Source organism: Pedobacter ginsenosidimutans (assembly GCF_001442625.1).
Classification (GTDB): Bacteria; Bacteroidota; Bacteroidia; order Sphingobacteriales; family Sphingobacteriaceae; genus Pedobacter; species Pedobacter ginsenosidimutans.
Genome location: NZ_LMZQ01000053.1, coordinates 23,282 through 40,072 on the forward strand (window position 1 = coordinate 23,282; position 16,791 = coordinate 40,072).

Here is a 16,791-nt window from a genome sequence, read left to right on the forward strand (position 1 = left end):
ATTGTTGATATGGGCAATTGCAGCCCGTTTGCATTAAATAACTTATCCACTAACTTTACTGCAGTATTGCATTCACTTCCAATTCCAATTCGCTCAAGTCTTTCCACTCACTGCACCTACTAGGCAACGGATTTTCATGGTCAAGTAATGCATCGAGCAACATTTTTACTGTTTCCAGTTTAGCTGAATCTTCCTTTAAGGTAGTGATTGCGTTGTATGGTTTTTCCTTAGAGACTTCCATATCGAAATATGCTTCTTCAAAGTTTGGCAGTGAAGCTAGCAAACGTACGCGTACCCCGTCAGGCCTCGCGTTCACCGATTTAAGGATATTGGGATTGTTCCCCCATGCAGGGTTCTTTTTATCTTTCTTTTTGGTCAAAGGCGTATCGCTATCGTGCAGCACGGAATAACTTGCACCGAAATGGTTCAAGATCTTGACCAGAGATACAATTGTTGCCTTTCCCCGTGCCCTGATGATATGCACATCCCGGTATTCGTCCGGATATAATGAACGGACATAGTTAAAAGCGGTATATTCGGTATCCCCTTCTACCACAATCACTTTACCACCGAAGAGAAATTCGGCCACATATGGATCACAGATATTGAGCAGTTTTAGATTAACCTTATCATCGCCATCCAGTTTAACCTTATCAGGACGGAAAATTGTCGTACCCTCTACATCTCCCTTATTATTCCGTTCTACCCTCACGATAGTGGTGTTATTGCGCGAAAAATCTATAAATATCGGGGAATGTGTAGTGACCATCACTTGCCAACGTCCGCTTGAGGGAAGGTCATAAAGAACTTTACAAGCCTCCCTTATGGCATTTGGATGTAAACAGATTTCAGGTTCATCTATCAAAAGGATATGCGGCCTAAGTTGTACCTCATTGCCTTTATCAATGCGATTGGTTTCTGAAATATATTTAAGTGCCGTCCATAAAAGCGTCCGCCTTGCCCCACTTCCCTGACGGTCTACCGTGCTCATAAAACCGTCAACGGGCCCCATCAGTAGTTCCGAATTCCATTTAAAAATATCCGCTGCTGGATTGCTTTCTGGCTGCGCATCGAAGTTCACATGGTAGTTTGGGAACACCATACCAATCAGGTTTGTCAATTCTTTATTTGCGGTATCAATTTGGCCCCTGGTTTGGGTAATAATATCCAGCTGAACATTGAGAATGCTATCTACCATGGCATGATATTGATTCTTTTCCTCCGCGGTACGCATCAGATTAACCTTTTCCTGGATTGCGGCAAGCAATAGCTTTTTAATGGCATCTGCTTGATCCTCGGGTTTACTGAAAGCATCGACCTTGTGTGGTTCTGGCCTCCGCGAATTGGCAATATTGGGTGGTCCAAATGGTGCTTTAGTAGCATGCCATCCCCCTTTGTGAACATCCCAGCCCCTTCTGTCAGGTTTCCCGGTACCACGCCAGGTCCAGCGTTCCCGTACCAGTAGCTCACCTTTCTCGTTTTTGTTCACCCACATCTCTCCAATACCTACTTCATATACAATGGTATGAAGTTCAATTTCGGGCAGATTATCCGGATCAATTTTGTTGTTTGGAAAATCTTCTAACTTGATATCAGCGGCTTTCGACCCCTCAGACATCACCAGTTCATACGCACGAAGCAGCGAACTTTTACCTGCATTGTTTGGACCTACGAGTACCACAATGTCATCCAGATCAATCTGAACAGCTTCGGATCCGATACACCTAAAGTTCTTGACAATTAACTTGACCAATCTGGGATCGGCCATTGTCGTCACCACAGCAATCTCTTCGCTGTTGTCATCTGTTTTCTTAGTTACTTTTACTGCTTTTCCCATCTGCTTGGATTTACCGGGCAGCTATCAAAAAAGATATCCAGGGGCCACTTTGTCGCCATTGTAAATTTTCCTGAAAATCCTTGAAATGGAGCGCTTCGGGATTTTAGATTTTTAAATTGTCAAATATATTATTAGTAATGGTATATTAAGGATATGTTATTGAAAGTTTGATATTGGTCAATTGGTTTCCGAAGGATCGTTACCCTACGAAATACTGAGCTTATTTCGTTTATTTTTTCCACTCGGCTTTAGTCTAGCCTCATACTTCAATACGCCGACCGTATCGTTGAGTAGCTGCTTGATCCCGTCTTTGGAAATAAATCCAGCCTTGAAATCTAGATACATGTAAAGCAGATCCATTGTCAGCATCAGGCAGTGCTCCCTGCGTATACTATAATCCAACAAGTCTTGGGGAAAAGCTTTTTCTTTTCTGTTCTTTGGTGCGATATCCTTAAAAGCGTTAACGATTAATATTGCCTTAGGAGCAAAACCATTGTCCAACCCATAATTACTCGCCCACTTTTCCAGCTGCATGGCGTGGGCCGTAGTTGCTGATTTAGTGGAACCTTTAATCTCTACCACTGCTTTAAAATCATCCTCCAAAATATTAAGGTCATCCTTATTCCCTTCCGGCACGATCACATTGAACCCTAAGTCCTTGAACGCCTCTTCAACCCGCTGTTCCAAAGCACTATCTCCCGCAAATACCAGGCTTTTAATTTCACGGAATCTTCTTAGATCTTTTTCATTCTGGGCTATCCTAGCTTCAAGTTCAGCCTTTTCACGTTCCAGCTTCTTTTTTAACTCCACATGCTTACCCTCATCCCCGATAACGAATTCATTAGCCCAATCAGGAACCGCCAGTGATTCACTATCTATCTTTCTGTTAACCCTGATAAGATTTGCCAAGGTTTTTGAAAATGTGTCTTCTTCTGAATCGCTTAAGGTCGGCCGAAACTTGGCTTGGGGAAGGCCATAGACATAACCGGCACCTATCTTTTTCCCAAAACCAGCGAATCCCTTACTGCCCCTTTTTGGTTTAAAGAGGCCTATCCCATCCACTTCATCCCAAAGGAACTTATAGGTAAAACCAAAACGTTTATGGAATTCCTCAAGATCGTTCAGTGGGGCAAATTCGTTCCCTGACTTATAATGAAGTGAAAACTGCTCTGGATCCAACATCATCAATGAGAGTTCCGTCTCAGCGCTCAGCAGAAAACCATCTACCGGCTTCACTACCGCCACATTGGGATCCCGGTCCATAAAAACAAAGGCCAATCCCCCATGATCAAGGAATTCCGCAAAATCTCCTTTTGCCGTTTCCAACATTTCGTCTAGTTCAGAAAAATCTTTGGGATTTGTAATCCTTAATGCTTCCACAAGTTCGCTTGTAAGAGCGGAGGCTTTTATGAAAAGCACATCAAAGTCGGAAAAATTCCGGTTGCTAAAATACCGGATGGTTTCGACGTAAGCGGAATTTATAACCTCGCCAATCTGTCCTACCTTAGGGTTTGTATTTGCCATTTAATAAGCTATAAACTTTAGATGCGTTAATCTAGTTAATAAACCAAAAATTAAACTTTGCCTGTCATTATCTTCAACAAACTTTCTATTTTCCTATATAACTCGTCAAAGGTGATAATCTCCACATCCTTGCAGTTATTCCGGAACATCTCGAAGGCATGCAGCTGCTTGTCAGAAAGAACTGATAGCCTACCAATAATGATCAGCGCTTTTGAATTGAATGTTTCTACATCTTTTGTTTTGTAAGCGTGGGCATAAAACTCCTTTTGAAAGTGGTCACGCTGATTGAGCACTTGAGAAATGCAGCCCATAAGTTCCTTCGAAAGCGCAAAAACATCATCGCCCCTGTACGGCTTTTTATCCACCAATTCGGTTAAATGGGTCTTGATCTCAACAAAGGAAACATTGTCACTCAGGCCATTCTTGATCAAAAAATCACTGTATTTGCCATTTTTGTTTTTGTAATTCTTTCCGCCTACATAAGCTTCGTCCTGATGGAGTATAACGGGCTGGGCAAAGAGCGTTGAAAATATCCAGCTATTTTCCTTTAAGAAGGTCTGGAATTTCTTTTCCAATGTAGGGGTATCGCTTGTTGCCTTTAACAGCGCATCAAACCCTACCAAAGCTGACTGGATAAATTTATTGTCAATTATCTCCTTGGTCTTGATAAGATTGGTTTCGGAGAAAAAGTTGGGAAGCAGTGTCAGTTTATCGAACAGATCCTTAATTGCATTCTTATCGGCATCATTAAACTCTGCTATCGAACTTCCCCACTCAGAAAGGGTACCTGCTACATACCTTTTTACAGGAGCAGGAACAACGGTAGGAAATAGCTGATTGAGTTCCTGCACAGCAGCCCTTTCCTTTTCTTCTTTATGTTTGCCGTTAATGGCAGAAAAAGTAGCGTACAATTTTTGAAGACTTGCACCTGAAATAAACAGACGCTTACCTTTGACATCCATTTGGTCATTTCCATCAGCATCGATAACTACTTCTGTGAAGTCATGGTTCGCATGAAGATAGGCAACAACAGGCGACAGCGGCTTGGTAAAGCCATAACCGAATGTTGAAACTTTGTACACCCCTGTTGGCAATTTCTTCTTAAAACCTTTAAAAACAAATTTCTTTATGGTTTTGTACTTATCATCCCCGCGAAAGGGCGTTGGATAGTGGATCTCTGTATCCTCATTTAAATAAACCTCTTTTGAAATTTGGTCTATCTTATATTCCTCATCCTTAAAATAATATACTTTTTTGGTTGTAGTTGTCGCTCTTTCATATTCCGCTGCCACTAGAGCATTTGTTTTTGCCATCATGCATTATTTATGTCCTACAATTTCAATAAAAACAATCACAACTGGTCAATCCAATAAAAATATACCTAGAAGTGAGTATTCACTGCAACGACAATTCGGAGTGCCGATAGATAAGGCTGACTGGAATTCCATATTCACGGAAAAAGCGCGTCTCAATATATTTCTTTTAAAATTAAAATCATGACCTTTAACTAAGCGCTCAAGTTCTGCTATTTTCTTTAATCGGAATTACGGTTTCCCGTATTCCCTTTTTCTTCTTCTCCCTAAACTCCCTGTGCTCATCGCCTTCTCCCGCTTTAAAATAAGTCAAAAATAACTCAGCTCCGAAAAGCCAAGTTCATAACAGCTAGCCTGTTGCAGCATTGCATCGATCTGGTCGCAGGCTTTTTGTTCAGGATTTTGGTTGAGTTCGTTCGGCATTTATTACTTAATGCGGTTAGAAAGTTGCAAGTTAATAATTTATATATTCAGCTTTTAGTTTTCATAGAGATTTTCTCTAATCTTCAGATATACTGTATTATCAAATAAGATTATAATAATATTGATATTTCTAATATTTCCATGTATATTCGAATATAGCAATTGCAGCTAAAACGTATTAAAAAATTAGTGAGTAATTCAATGAGTAGAATTACTGAACAGCCTCAAATACTATTTAAACGTTGATTTTTGCACTAGGTGCAAATCCCAGCGGGATCACACTAATTCAAAAACCATCTTTATTTAACATGAAGATGGTTTTTTTGTTTTTGAGGTATTTTGCAATCGAGCTTATAATCAAATGAAAGCAGTTTTTGTGTTCGAGGACCATCGGGATACACAAGATAATCCTCTCCAATAAATCGGAGAGGATTTTTTATTTTGATGTGAGTTGATTATTGAATTGATGCGGCAATTCTGAATCCGATACATTCGTCCTTTGCATCAGCAACTATTACATATCTTTTTGAAGCTGTGCAATGTATAGCCCAATTATGATGGCAACCCCCACGGAGAACCCTTTCATTACTCTCTTCTAAACAAGGACTTCCGTCTTGGGGTATTTTATGAATATCTGCTTGAAAGAAATCCTCACACCATTCCCAAACATTGCCAGACATATCGAAAACACGTAATTGGTTAGCAGATTTCTGCCCCACAGCATGTGTTTCGGTTCCCTTTTCCTGATTCTTTAGCTTGGACAAAATTTCAGGGTCGTTATATTTTCCGCTATTTTGATCGTACCAGCCAACAGTATTCAAATCGTTACTGCCACTAAATTGAAATCCGTCTGTCCAGTGAGTGCCACCTTTGGCGGTATATTCCCATTCTGCTTCTGAAGGTAGGCGGAAAACAACATTAGAATTTAGCATGTATTTACTTCCTGCACCAGCGTTAAACTTTTGTAAAAAACCATCTTTATTCATTATATCATTGAACGACACGGACTCCACTGGCCTATCTTGTCCCTGAAATTGTGATGGATTCTTTCCGCTAATGTATTCCCAAAGCCTTTGAGTAATTGGGTATCGGGAAATAAAGAAATCCTCAAGCTTTATACTTATTTTTTTCTGATCCCCAAATAAATAGCTTGTTTCACCTGTACCTTTTACCAACGCCATTGGAAATATGTAGTCGATTTCGGGGAAATATATTTCAAAATCTTCCATCTTTATCACACCTAAATAGTTGAAAAATCCTATTAACTGCTTTAATCTCTACTGTTGATTAGTTGAAGTGGCAGAAGTTTAAATATAAAGATATATAATATATTATATTTTAAGGGCTATTACTTTCTTACAATCTTCGATAAAGGTGTTCGATATTTGTACCATCGGGGTCAAAAGAAATCTCACAGAAATATGAGGTTTTTTTTGTTTTATTCCCGCTCCGATTCGAACAGAAGCGCCGGCCAGGGTTCGATTTGTAAAAGGCTCAGGACTGAGTTTGGGGTTTTGCAGGGCTGAACCAATCCCAGCGGGATCACAGAAAATTCAAAAAACATCTTCAAGGGAACTTAAAGATGGTTTTCTGTTTTTAAGCTAATTTTCATGGTTTAAAGTTAGCAATGACTTTTAATCTGAAGATTAATGCAAATTCTTTCATTCTTTAAATTCTAATCCATGCCTTATGAATTCTCGTGTGTTTCACAAATGAGTCCTACTTTGCGACAAATGTGTAGCGTAGTTTAGATAATTTACAGACACTGTTTTTTTCTAACAATTATTTAAAAACTTAGGGAAAAATCAGTAACCAAAAAGCTCCCGTGGGTCCGAATCAATCTAAATACATTACACCTTCCATTACGATTATAGAAGATCCGCTTATCCAAATTCCATCGTCCACTACTTCTGCCTCAATAACAGAGGGCCTCCTAACATGAGCACCTTGTAAGATGCGATAACTTTGGTTTTTTTCCGCATAGCCAAGATTTTCAAGGTAACCGGTTAAAGGCCCCGCTGCAGTTCCGGTAGCGGGATCTTCATCAATACCAATACTGGGGTTAAAAAAACGTGTTTCTGCAAGAAATTCATTTTTGCCATGTTCAGTAGTAAAAAGATAGCAACCTTCAAATCCGAATTTGGAGGAAGCTTCTTTCAAAAGACTTTTACTCAATACTGCTTTGTTTAAGAATTCCGAATTCTTAATGGGAACCATCAGGTGTCCCACTTCTGTTTTTACAATATTGATATTCCAATCGTTAAGGGTAAGATCTTCAGCATCTAGTCCAATGGCTTCGGCAATTACGCCGGAAGGTACTGTTACCATGATTTCAGCAGGTCTCTGTTTCATGCCAACATAAGGAATTCCATCCCTCTCACTGATCTTAAGGGGGATCTTTTCACCCGCCATTAACACCCAGGCCTGTCCATTTTGTTCGCGGAAAATATCCCATTTTTTTAAGATAGCCAAGCATACTGCACCCAAAAGATTATGTCCAGCTCCGGTAATCTCAAAATTCGCTGGCGTAAATGATCTTACGCTAAACACTTTTTCAGCTGCCGAATAATTTACAAAAGAAGTTTCTGAATATCCAAACTCCCTGGCGATGTCATAGTATTGTTCCAATTCCAATTGTTCCTCAATATAAACTACAGACAACTGATTTCCCTTAAATTTTTGATCCGTAAAAACATCCAATACGTAATAGTCAACTTTCTTTTTCATTGTTTTCATTTTTATGATTTCAAAATTAGGACACAAAACTTTAAGTTTGTTATCGGTTAACTAATGGTTACCGGTTACCTTCTGTTAACTATCAAATATGGAAACACCAATCAAACGGGAAGCGACCTGCGAGCAGGAGCTGGCGGCTATCCGGGATAGCCTGGAAATACTTGGCGGCAAGTGGAAGTTACGGATTATGCGATATCTTAACAATCATATAGATGAAAAAAACACATTTAAGAAGATACAGCGTGAGGTTGAGGGTATATCTGCAAAAATGCTTTCCAAAGAGTTGAGGGAACTTGAAATAAACCTCCTCGTTACCCGAACGGTTATGGAAACCAGGCCTGTTACCGTGAATTATGCAATGACAGAATATGGGCTAAGTGTTTTCCCAGTCACCGAAACATTGGTTGATTGGGGATTAAACCACCGTGAAAAAATAAAGTAGCATTCAAAACATTATACCACGGTTCCGATTCGGTATTAAGAAAGGTTTAGCGTTTAAAACATAACATTTAAAAAAAACAACACTGCTCGCGATCGGATTAATCGATACAGCAGGCAATTGATAAAAAGCAAAGTTTCATCAGCCAAATTAATAATACGTTTCAAATCGGATACAAAGTGTTCGAGATAATGCCATGAGGATCATCAAATACCTCGATAATTTGAATAATTCCAAAGCCGTTTTATTGCCCCTTCACTCAGGCTGCTCCGACACAGCGCTAGACCAACAATACCTTAGGATAACTTTTTCTTTACCTTTCATTTAGCTATTGTGAACACGCTGATCTAAAGCGACGCAAATCTTTGACCTACCTGAGCTACCCCAGGACTATAACTCAACCGAAGTAAGTGCAGAGCAGTATACAGGCAAGTACCCAGCAAGCCTGGCCGGAAGGTGGCCTAAATGTGGGGTAAATGCGGCGTAAAGGTGGATTTTAGAATATTTTTTTTGGGAATTTTTAATCAGATGGATTGATTTGGGGTACCATCGTTTTTGGTTATCCTAATATACTAAAATTATGGCTATCCGGAATGGGATTATCAAAATTAACGGGCAAACAGAATCGTGTTTTTTACAAACGCTGAATTAAGCTTTGAAGTTATCTAGTATCAATTTCTACCTTACCGCCATTTTTAAACAGGTCGTGGGAGATGAAATATCCGTTATTTGCTTTACCGTTAACTTTAATATTGCTAATGCCCCTTCCCTTCCCAGGCTTGGTTATTGTTAACAATTTCCCTGTACTGGTTTTCCATTTAACCTCATCAAAAAGTGGAGCAGTAACCAAATATTCGGCATCGGTAGCAGAGAAAGGGTACAGACCTAAAGAACTGAACACATACCAGGCCGACATTTCACCAGCATCATCCATTCCCGAAAGTGCCAAACCATCGATCCCAATACCATAGAGTTCATTTAAGATTTTATCGATAATTTTTTGCGATTTTTCTGGTTTCCCGATAAATGTGTAAGCAAAAGGAGCTTCATGATCTGGCTGGTTACCCTGGCAGTATTGACCAATCATGGTTTCTACATTCCTTGCAATATATTTCGGGTTCCAGGGTACGGTAAACAAGGAATCTAACTTGGATTCGAACGCTTTTGCGCCGCCGTACAGTTCGATTAAACCTTTAATATCGTGTGGGGCGTAAAACGAAACCTGCCAGGCATTGGCTTCTCTGTACATATATTCGTAATAAGGGTATTGTGGATTAAAAGGTTTGATCCAATCGCCATTCTCTAATCTGCCCCTCATAAAGCGTGTACTTGGATCGAACATATTTTTATAGTTTTTCGATCTGGCCATTAAAATACGATAGTTGGTACTATCGCCCAGTTTTTTAGCAATCTGGGCCAGCGAATAATCATCGTATGCGTATTCCAGTGTTTTAGAAACGCCTGCCTTAGCTTTGGTTTCTACATGCGGATTTTTAACATCGGGATCTGAAATATAACCCTTCTCGATATATTCTTTCACAAATGGACGGGCACCACCATCAACATTGGCATTACGTAATAAAATTTGATAAGTACCCTTGATATCGAAATCATCTATTCCCCTCAAATAAGCGCCTGCAATAGAAGATGCGCCATGGTCGCCATGAAAAAACGTCGGGATGAAACCGGTTTTATCGCCAACCTCTTTCATTGATTTAACTACGTCCAGGGTAACCTTAGGCGTAATTAAGCCGAGCAGTACATCCTTATTGCGATAGGTATCCCAGAGGGAAGGTTCGGTATAATAGTTGAAATTACCCTTTACTACATTATGCTTAGCATCTTTAAACTCCCCGTTGATATCACTCCGTAAAGCTGGCCATAAAAAAGAGCGGTACAAACAGGAATATAACATTTGCTTCTGTTTTTCGGTGCCACCCTTTACCTGTATGGCAGATAAAAGCATTTCCCATTTTGCTGTTGCTTCATTGCGGATCTCCGGAAAAGTCTTGTTGCCAATCTCTTTTTCCAGGTTTTCTTTGGCATTAGCCGTACTTACGAACGATAAGCCAATTTTAAGTTCTACAGGCACAGTACCGCCATCAGCCAAGTGCATAATCGCGTAGCCTGAACGTTTACCTACCTCAATCTGATCCAGTTTTTCAATCTTGGCATTTACCGTTGCGTAAAAGTAAATATTCTCCCCTCCCTGAAAGCCCTGTATAGCCGAAGTGCCAACTTGTTCGATATTCCATGTAGAAACCCTGCTATTGGCCTTTCCCATGTCGAAAAGAATCTGTCTGTTACTGCCATTTTTATATTCATATTGATGAAATCCACACCTCAAGGTTGAAGTAAGCTTTACATTTATCTGATAGTCATTCAGATAAACCTGATAAAAACCTGGTGCCGAACTTTCATTTTTGTGCGAAAATTTTGATCCGAATTTACCGTTAGCATTAGATAGTGGTAGAATTGGAATGTTGCACAGGTTCCAGTGCCCTTTATTGGTGTGTGCAAAGCCATAAATAGTATCATCTTCATATTCGTAGCCAGCACCAGAGCCAAATTCGGTAATCGGACTTAACTGCACCATAGCATTAGGCAATGAGCTACCTGGAAAAGTTAAACCCGCCCACGATCGCCAACCCTGGGGCAACTTGTAACCTAAAATTTTAGGATCAGTTAAAGGCGCTGTGCCGATAAAAGTATTTACATATTTGGTAAAAGAGGTTTTGGATTGACTTTGAGCAGTATATACGCTCATAAGGTTCAAGAACAAGATTAAGGTTAGAAATTTGGTTAGCGATTTCATTTTAGATAAAACGTTTTAGTGTGTTGTATCAAATATAGAAAATCTATTAAAATCCAATCTAAAATATCATAATAGTTACCAACTAAAATTTCGCTGGTGCAAATTACCGCATGCTTAAATAATTGAATAGTATGCCAATAATCGATATGTATTCATCTAATTAGCGGGCAGCACAATCGTTTGATTATCTATATATTTGATTACACACTAATCAAATAATCAACATGTTTTTTAACTGCAAGCAAGCTATTCTCTGCACGCTGATCTTATTTTTAGCCTTTAGCTTTTCCAAACCTGTTTTTGGTCAAAAAAATGAAAAACCATCTTTATTGCTTTGGGACGATAAACCTGCAACAAAATGGATGACCGAAGCCTACCCTATTGGTAACGGTCGCATTGGTGGTATGATTTTCGGCGGTGTTAATCAGGAACATATTCAGTTTAATGATAATACGCTCTGGACTGGAGATGAAAATGATCGGGGTATGTACCAGGCTTTTGGCGATATATTTATTGATTTCGATAATAAAGAACAAAATTTCAGCAATTATACACGGAAATTAAATTTAACTGATGCGGTCCATTCCATCAATTACACTCAAAATGGGACCAGCTATAAACGTGAATATTTTTGCAGTTTTCCGGATAAAGTAATGGTTTTAAGGTTAACTGCTGATCAGAAAAAATCATATTCAGGCACGGTTAGACTTAAAAACGCACATCAGGGCAATATCACGGTAAACGGAAATACCATCCAGTTTGCAGGTAAATTACCTAACGGAATGCCTTATCAGGCTACTGCTTTGATTAAAATCGAAAATGGTAGTAGCCATGCAGTTAAAGACGATGATGGTGAAAAATTAAAAATCGATAATGCCGATGCCATAACCATCCTTTTTACCGCTGCTACTAATTACAGTAATAAACGCAGTGAAAACTGGAAGGGAGAAGAACCTGCTTCCAAGATAGACCGCATACTGAAACAAGCAAGTACAAAATCATATTCAAGTCTTTTAAAAGCACACGTTCAGGATTACCAGCAATTATTTAACCGTTTGGCGATTAATTTAGGTGAGCATGATATTAAAAACAATAGTTTACCAACTTATCAAAGACTTATCAATTATAAAAAAACTTCTGACCATGCATTAGAAGCCTTAATTTTTCAATACGGAAGATACCTGTTGATCAGCTCATCACGACCAGGAGGTTTACCGGCCAACCTGCAAGGTCTCTGGAATGAAAGTAATACCCCGCCATGGGGCAGCGATTATCACTCCAACATTAATATCCAGATGAATTATTGGCTGTCTGAGCCGACTAATCTTTCTGAATGTCAGATCCCATACCTGGATTACATTAACAGCATGCGCGAAGTGAGCGCTATAGCTACCCGTAAACAATATCCAAATACCCGCGGCTGGACCGTAAAAACAGAAAATAATATTTTCGGGGGAATGAGTTTTTTGTGGAACACGCCTGGTAGCGCATGGTATGCACAAGCACTATGGGAGCACTACGCTTTTACAAAAGACAAAGATTATCTAAAGAATTTTGCTTACCCGATTATCAAAGAAATCTCTGAATTTTGGGATGACCACTTAAAAAGAAGACCAGATGGTACCTTGGTATCGCCGTTGGGCTGGTCGCCGGAGCATGGGCCAACTGAAGATGGCGTAACCCACGACCAGCAAATTGTGTACGATCTCTTCACCAATTATATAGAAGCAGCCGAAATTTTAGGCATTGATGGTGATTACAAAAAACACATTACAGATCTTAAGGCACACTTATTAAAGCCTAAAATTGGCAAATGGGGCCAGTTACAGGAATGGGAAACCGACCGTGATGACCCTAAAGATCAACATAGACACATTTCTCATCTGTTTGGCCTGCATCCAGGGAGAGAAATCAGTACCATTAAAACACCAGAACTTGCCAAAGCCGCAAGAGTAACTTTAACTGCCCGTGGCGATGAATCGACAGGATGGTCTATGGCTTGGAAGATTAACTTTTGGGCCAGGCTACAGGATGGCAATCATGCTTACAAAATATTACAGAACTTCATTACCCCGGTAGGTGGCTCGGGTACGGATTATAATAAAGGTGGCGGGATTTACACCAATCTTTTCTGTGCACATCCCCCCTTCCAGATTGATGGAAATTTTGGTTACACTGCCGGCGTTTCAGAAATGCTTTTACAAAGTCAGGCCAGTGAGCTCCAATTTTTGCCTGCCCTGCCCGATCAATGGTCAACAGGAAGTATTCAGGGTTTAAGAGCCAGGGGTAACTTCGAAATTACCGATCTGCAGTGGAAAAATGGTAAAGTTATAAAGCTGTCGATCAAATCGCTATCTGGCGAAGATTGTACGGTGAGATCTCCTAACGCGTTAAAACCTAAGCTTAAAGGTATCGATGAAGAAAAATCAGGAAATGACTTTAAATACCGTTTTAAAACGCAGGTTGGAAAAGTATATAGTTTTGAAGGCTAAAAGAAATTAGGGGAAGTGAGGATTGAATGGGGATTAAACAAGCTACTTCACCATTCAATCATTCAAAACTCAATCATTCGATCGTTCCTTTTTCAAACACTTCTCTTTTAATTTTTGTTTATTGTTAAATAGATTTTGTTATGAGCACATCCGATAAACTACTAACCGAACATAACGCTAAAGTTGTTGTACTTGATTTTATCAATGCCTTAAACGCCGAAAACTTTGAAATGGCCAGAGCACAACTGCATGATGATATGACTTTTAAAGGTGTTATGGGCGAAAGAAACGGCGCTGATATTTACATCGAAGACATGAAGAAAATGAAATTCAAATACGATGTTAAAAAAGTATTTGTAGATCAGGAAGAAGTTTGCCTTTGGTACGATATCAGCATGGGTGAAAAAACAATCTTTTCAAGCGGCTGGTACAAACTGGAAGACGAGAAGATTAAATCATTCCAGGTGATTTTCGATCCGAGGCCAATTTTATAATTAACAAATCTGCTTGAGTTTCTTTACGATAATATAACTGGTTTCCAACTGAAAAAGAAACATTAAAAACTCATCCGTTTCACTGATTTCAATACTTTTAACGGTGCCAGATTGGTCCTTTCCATCTGTTATAACCTCTCCTACGTTAATTTCTAAAAGTGTAGAAGTAGGCAAATTATCATTTATTATTGTCATTCGTAAAAGGTAAGTGCAGAGTGAAGCATGTTTTTTTAGGCGTGGAAGATACCTTAAGTGTTCCATTATGGGCATTGGCAATTTCTGATGCAATATATAAACCCAGGCCCAAACCTTTTTGATTAGGTTCTACCTCACCTCTGGAAAAAGGCTGAAACAACCGATCCATTGCAGCAGCCGGAATTTGCTTACCTTCATTGATTACACAAAGATTAAACTCTTTTTCGGTGCTGAGACCAATGATTTCAACGGTAGAATCTGATGGGGAATAATTTAAAGCATTAGCCAATAAATTAGAAAAAAGTTGTGCCAATCGCTTCCCGTCTGCATGAACAGGGTAATCAAAATTAAAACTTACCTTAATATCTCTTAATGGCCAAATGGCCTGCAATTCTTCTACCACTTGGAGCAGTAACTTCTCCAAATCTTCGTCTGCTGTTCTGCTGAGTGTAATTCCCTCTCCTAAACGACCGCTGGCAAAATCGAGCATATTTTCAATCAAACCATTCATTCTAAATGATGAATCTTTAATAATTTTAGTAATGCGGCCACTGCGTTCATCTAAATTCAAACGCGATAAAAGCTGTGCACTAGTCGAAATTGCATTTAGGGGATTTCGTAAATCGTGACCCAAAATAGCAATAAACTGATCTCTTAAAACAGCTATTTCTTGTTCTTTTTTTAATTCTCTCTCTGTTTTCGCCAGCTCTTCCATTGCATCTAAATGAAAGGCAATTAAGTCGGCAAACATGGTGAACATCCCTGTAACTGTTGGATTTTTCAGTTTAGCAGGTTTAGGATCAATGGCACAAAGCGTACCGAAAAACGTACCATTTTTTAATGTAATGGGTACTGAAATATAACTTTGAAAACCATACATTAAGGGCGTATGATGATCAGCAAAATTGGGATCTTCTGCTACATGATCAATGATAACTGCCTGTTTATGCTGTCTGATCTCGTTACAGATGGTCGTTTCCAGTTTAAGCTCACCACCCACAGCCAATCCGAAATTTATTTCATCGTGAATAGCACAGGCAGTCCATGTATCTGATGTTACCCTGGCAACTGCCGAAAAGCCCATTCCCGTAGTTCTGCAAACAATTTCTAAAATATGTGCAACTGCAGGAATCTTATTTATCGATTCGATATCATCAAGGACGGTTTTACTAAAATTTTGCAATATTAAAGGGGGATTATTTGAAGCAATTTACAAATATTTACCTATGCAAAGCACAGTAATTGGTGTTCTAGCAGAGCTTTTACATAGATTGATCGCTTTATTCCTAAATTGAGTATAAATCTCTCGTATTTATCCTCAAATTGTGAAACATAACGTAAACAAGTACGGCAGAAAAGGCCTTGAGCCCGCTATTCGGGAGACTATAAAAGATAAAACAAAACCGTATTGATCAGGAATTGAACTGGCATCAAAATCAGTCATTAACACCAATCAATACGGTCGGTTATATTAGGCTTTTAATAAAACTGGTTTTTCGTGATAGGTTCTCCAAAGTAACTCACCGAACAAGGTGTTAGACCAGGCAAACCAGGCCCTTGTAAAATTTGCAGGGTTATCTTTATTGAAAGACTCGTGCATAAAACCTTTACCAGCATGTGTTTTACGTAACATATCGATGCAGGCTTTAATTTCGGTATCATCTTTTGATGTAAGAGCACGCATGGTGATACTCATTGGCCAGATCATATCCTGACCAGCGTGCGGCCCGCCAATTCCCTCTGCAGCTGTACCTTTAAAGAAATATGGATTGTCTTTAGAAAGGGCAAATTTCCTTGTATTCTGATAGATCGGATCTTCAATTTTCATTGCCCCTAAATAAGGTAAGCCCAACAAACTTGGCACATTAGAATCGTCCATCAGATACGAACTTCCAAAACCATCTACCTCAAAGGCGTAAATTTTACCATATTTTGGATGATTAACGATAGCGTGTTTCTGTAGCGCTGTACTCACCTCATCAGCCAGGTTTAACAAACCGCTTTCCAAAGCCTGGTCGTGCTGTAAAGCTTTAATCATTTCTGCTGCCTGTTTTAAGCTCGATACCGCAAAAAAGTTAGAAGGAACCAGGAATGGGAAAATGGTGGCATCATCACTCGGACGGAATGCAGAACAGATTAATCCAACCGGATTTACCGGAAAACCATAACCTGCCATCGGTAATGAATCGGTAGGTTGGGTAGTTTCGCGCTGAAAATGATATGGTCCTTTATCCGTTTTTCGCTGTTGTTCTTTAAATGTTTTTAAAGTAGCTTCAATTCCTTTTTTCCAATCGGCATCAAAAGGGGTTTTATCACCTGTTTTTTTCCAGTAATGGTAAGCCAGGCGGATTGGATAACATAAAGAATCTATTTCCCATTTACGCTCGTGTACACCAGGCTGCATGGCAGTTTTATCGGTTTTCCACTCACCTACCTTAGTGGCATCGCCATAAAAAGCATTTGCATAAGGGTCTTTTAAAACACATTTTGTTTGGTGGATTATTACGCCCGCTATTAATTTTT

12 protein-coding genes are annotated in these 16,791 nt (G+C 39.4%); 3 read left to right on the top strand and 9 right to left on the bottom strand.

Annotation, left to right across the window (positions count from 1 at the left end; all coding sequences use genetic code 11):
* Positions 1-55: 55 nt before the first annotated feature.
* The 5 genes from ASU31_RS25765 to ASU31_RS25790 all read right to left on the bottom strand — a co-directional run bounded on the left by ASU31_RS25765 (position 56) and on the right by ASU31_RS25790 (position 7,824).
* The gene (locus ASU31_RS25765) at positions 56-1,837 is read right to left on the bottom strand and encodes an ATP-dependent nuclease (protein WP_083505549.1); all 1,782 of its coding nucleotides are present in this window, start codon (positions 1,835-1,837) and stop codon (positions 56-58) included.
* A gap of 204 nt (positions 1,838-2,041) precedes the next feature.
* Entirely contained in the window at positions 2,042-3,361 is a 1,320-nt protein-coding gene (locus ASU31_RS25770) for a hypothetical protein (RefSeq protein ID WP_057935116.1), read from the bottom strand.
* Positions 3,362-3,411: 50 nt separating this feature from the next.
* On the bottom strand, positions 3,412-4,674 hold the full coding sequence (locus ASU31_RS25775) for a Shedu immune nuclease family protein (RefSeq protein ID WP_167346247.1): 1,263 nt from the start codon (positions 4,672-4,674) through the stop codon (positions 3,412-3,414).
* Positions 4,675-5,552: 878 nt separating this feature from the next.
* Entirely contained in the window at positions 5,553-6,326 is a 774-nt protein-coding gene (locus ASU31_RS25785) for a formylglycine-generating enzyme family protein (protein ID WP_057935119.1), read from the bottom strand.
* Positions 6,327-6,933: 607 nt separating this feature from the next.
* Positions 6,934-7,824 (bottom strand): PhzF family phenazine biosynthesis protein, encoded by an 891-nt coding sequence (locus tag ASU31_RS25790; RefSeq protein ID WP_057935129.1) that lies wholly within the window; start codon positions 7,822-7,824, stop codon positions 6,934-6,936.
* Positions 7,825-7,921: 97 nt separating this feature from the next.
* Here ASU31_RS25790 and ASU31_RS25795 point away from each other — a divergent pair, with 97 nt between their 5' ends.
* The gene (locus ASU31_RS25795) at positions 7,922-8,275 is read left to right on the top strand and encodes a winged helix-turn-helix transcriptional regulator (protein WP_057935120.1); all 354 of its coding nucleotides are present in this window, start codon (positions 7,922-7,924) and stop codon (positions 8,273-8,275) included.
* A 658-nt stretch (positions 8,276-8,933) separates the two neighbouring features.
* On the opposite strand, the gene ASU31_RS25800 is transcribed toward ASU31_RS25795, so the two are convergent.
* Positions 8,934-11,087 carry a GH92 family glycosyl hydrolase gene (locus ASU31_RS25800; protein WP_057935121.1) on the bottom strand — a complete coding sequence of 718 codons (2,154 nt, stop codon included), beginning with the start codon at positions 11,085-11,087 and terminating at the stop codon, positions 8,934-8,936.
* Between the two features lie 224 nt (positions 11,088-11,311).
* Between ASU31_RS25800 and ASU31_RS25805 the strand changes: the two genes are divergently transcribed.
* Both ASU31_RS25805 and ASU31_RS25810 read left to right on the top strand, forming a co-directional pair.
* Entirely contained in the window at positions 11,312-13,579 is a 2,268-nt protein-coding gene (locus ASU31_RS25805; RefSeq protein WP_057935122.1) for a glycoside hydrolase family 95 protein, read from the top strand.
* Between the two features lie 140 nt (positions 13,580-13,719).
* Complete coding sequence (locus tag ASU31_RS25810) at positions 13,720-14,073, top strand: nuclear transport factor 2 family protein (RefSeq protein ID WP_057935123.1); 354 nt, start codon at positions 13,720-13,722, stop codon at positions 14,071-14,073.
* Here the strand turns inward: ASU31_RS25810 and ASU31_RS25815 are convergent, their stop codons facing one another.
* The 3 genes from ASU31_RS25815 to ASU31_RS25825 form a co-directional block, all read right to left on the bottom strand.
* A complete protein-coding gene (locus ASU31_RS25815; RefSeq protein WP_057935124.1) occupies positions 14,074-14,268 on the bottom strand; it encodes a hypothetical protein in 195 nt (64 codons plus the stop codon). It abuts the gene before it with no gap.
* Positions 14,252-15,451 carry a GAF domain-containing sensor histidine kinase gene (locus ASU31_RS25820; RefSeq protein WP_057935125.1) on the bottom strand — a complete coding sequence of 400 codons (1,200 nt, stop codon included), beginning with the start codon at positions 15,449-15,451 and terminating at the stop codon, positions 14,252-14,254. The genes ASU31_RS25815 and ASU31_RS25820 overlap by 17 nt, the downstream gene beginning before the upstream one ends.
* Positions 15,452-15,739: 288 nt before the next feature.
* Positions 15,740-16,791: glycoside hydrolase family 125 protein (locus ASU31_RS25825; RefSeq protein ID WP_057935126.1), on the bottom strand; the 1,052-nt coding region annotated here is incomplete at its 5' end.

Coding starts and splice junctions, on each gene's coding strand:
- ASU31_RS25795 (WP_057935120.1), top strand. CDS start 7,922: ATGGAAACACCAATCAAACGGGAAGCGACCTGCGAGCAGGAGCTGGCG.
- ASU31_RS25810 (WP_057935123.1), top strand. CDS start 13,720: ATGAGCACATCCGATAAACTACTAACCGAACATAACGCTAAAGTTGTT.
- ASU31_RS25815 (WP_057935124.1), bottom strand. CDS start 14,268: ATGACAATAATAAATGATAATTTGCCTACTTCTACACTTTTAGAAATT.
- ASU31_RS25770 (WP_057935116.1), bottom strand. CDS start 3,361: ATGGCAAATACAAACCCTAAGGTAGGACAGATTGGCGAGGTTATAAAT.
- ASU31_RS25805 (WP_057935122.1), top strand. CDS start 11,312: ATGTTTTTTAACTGCAAGCAAGCTATTCTCTGCACGCTGATCTTATTT.
- ASU31_RS25790 (WP_057935129.1), bottom strand. CDS start 7,824: ATGAAAAAGAAAGTTGACTATTACGTATTGGATGTTTTTACGGATCAA.
- ASU31_RS25765 (WP_083505549.1), bottom strand. CDS start 1,837: ATGGGAAAAGCAGTAAAAGTAACTAAGAAAACAGATGACAACAGCGAA.
- ASU31_RS25800 (WP_057935121.1), bottom strand. CDS start 11,087: ATGAAATCGCTAACCAAATTTCTAACCTTAATCTTGTTCTTGAACCTT.
- ASU31_RS25785 (WP_057935119.1), bottom strand. CDS start 6,326: ATGGAAGATTTTGAAATATATTTCCCCGAAATCGACTACATATTTCCA.
- ASU31_RS25775 (WP_167346247.1), bottom strand. CDS start 4,674: ATGGCAAAAACAAATGCTCTAGTGGCAGCGGAATATGAAAGAGCGACA.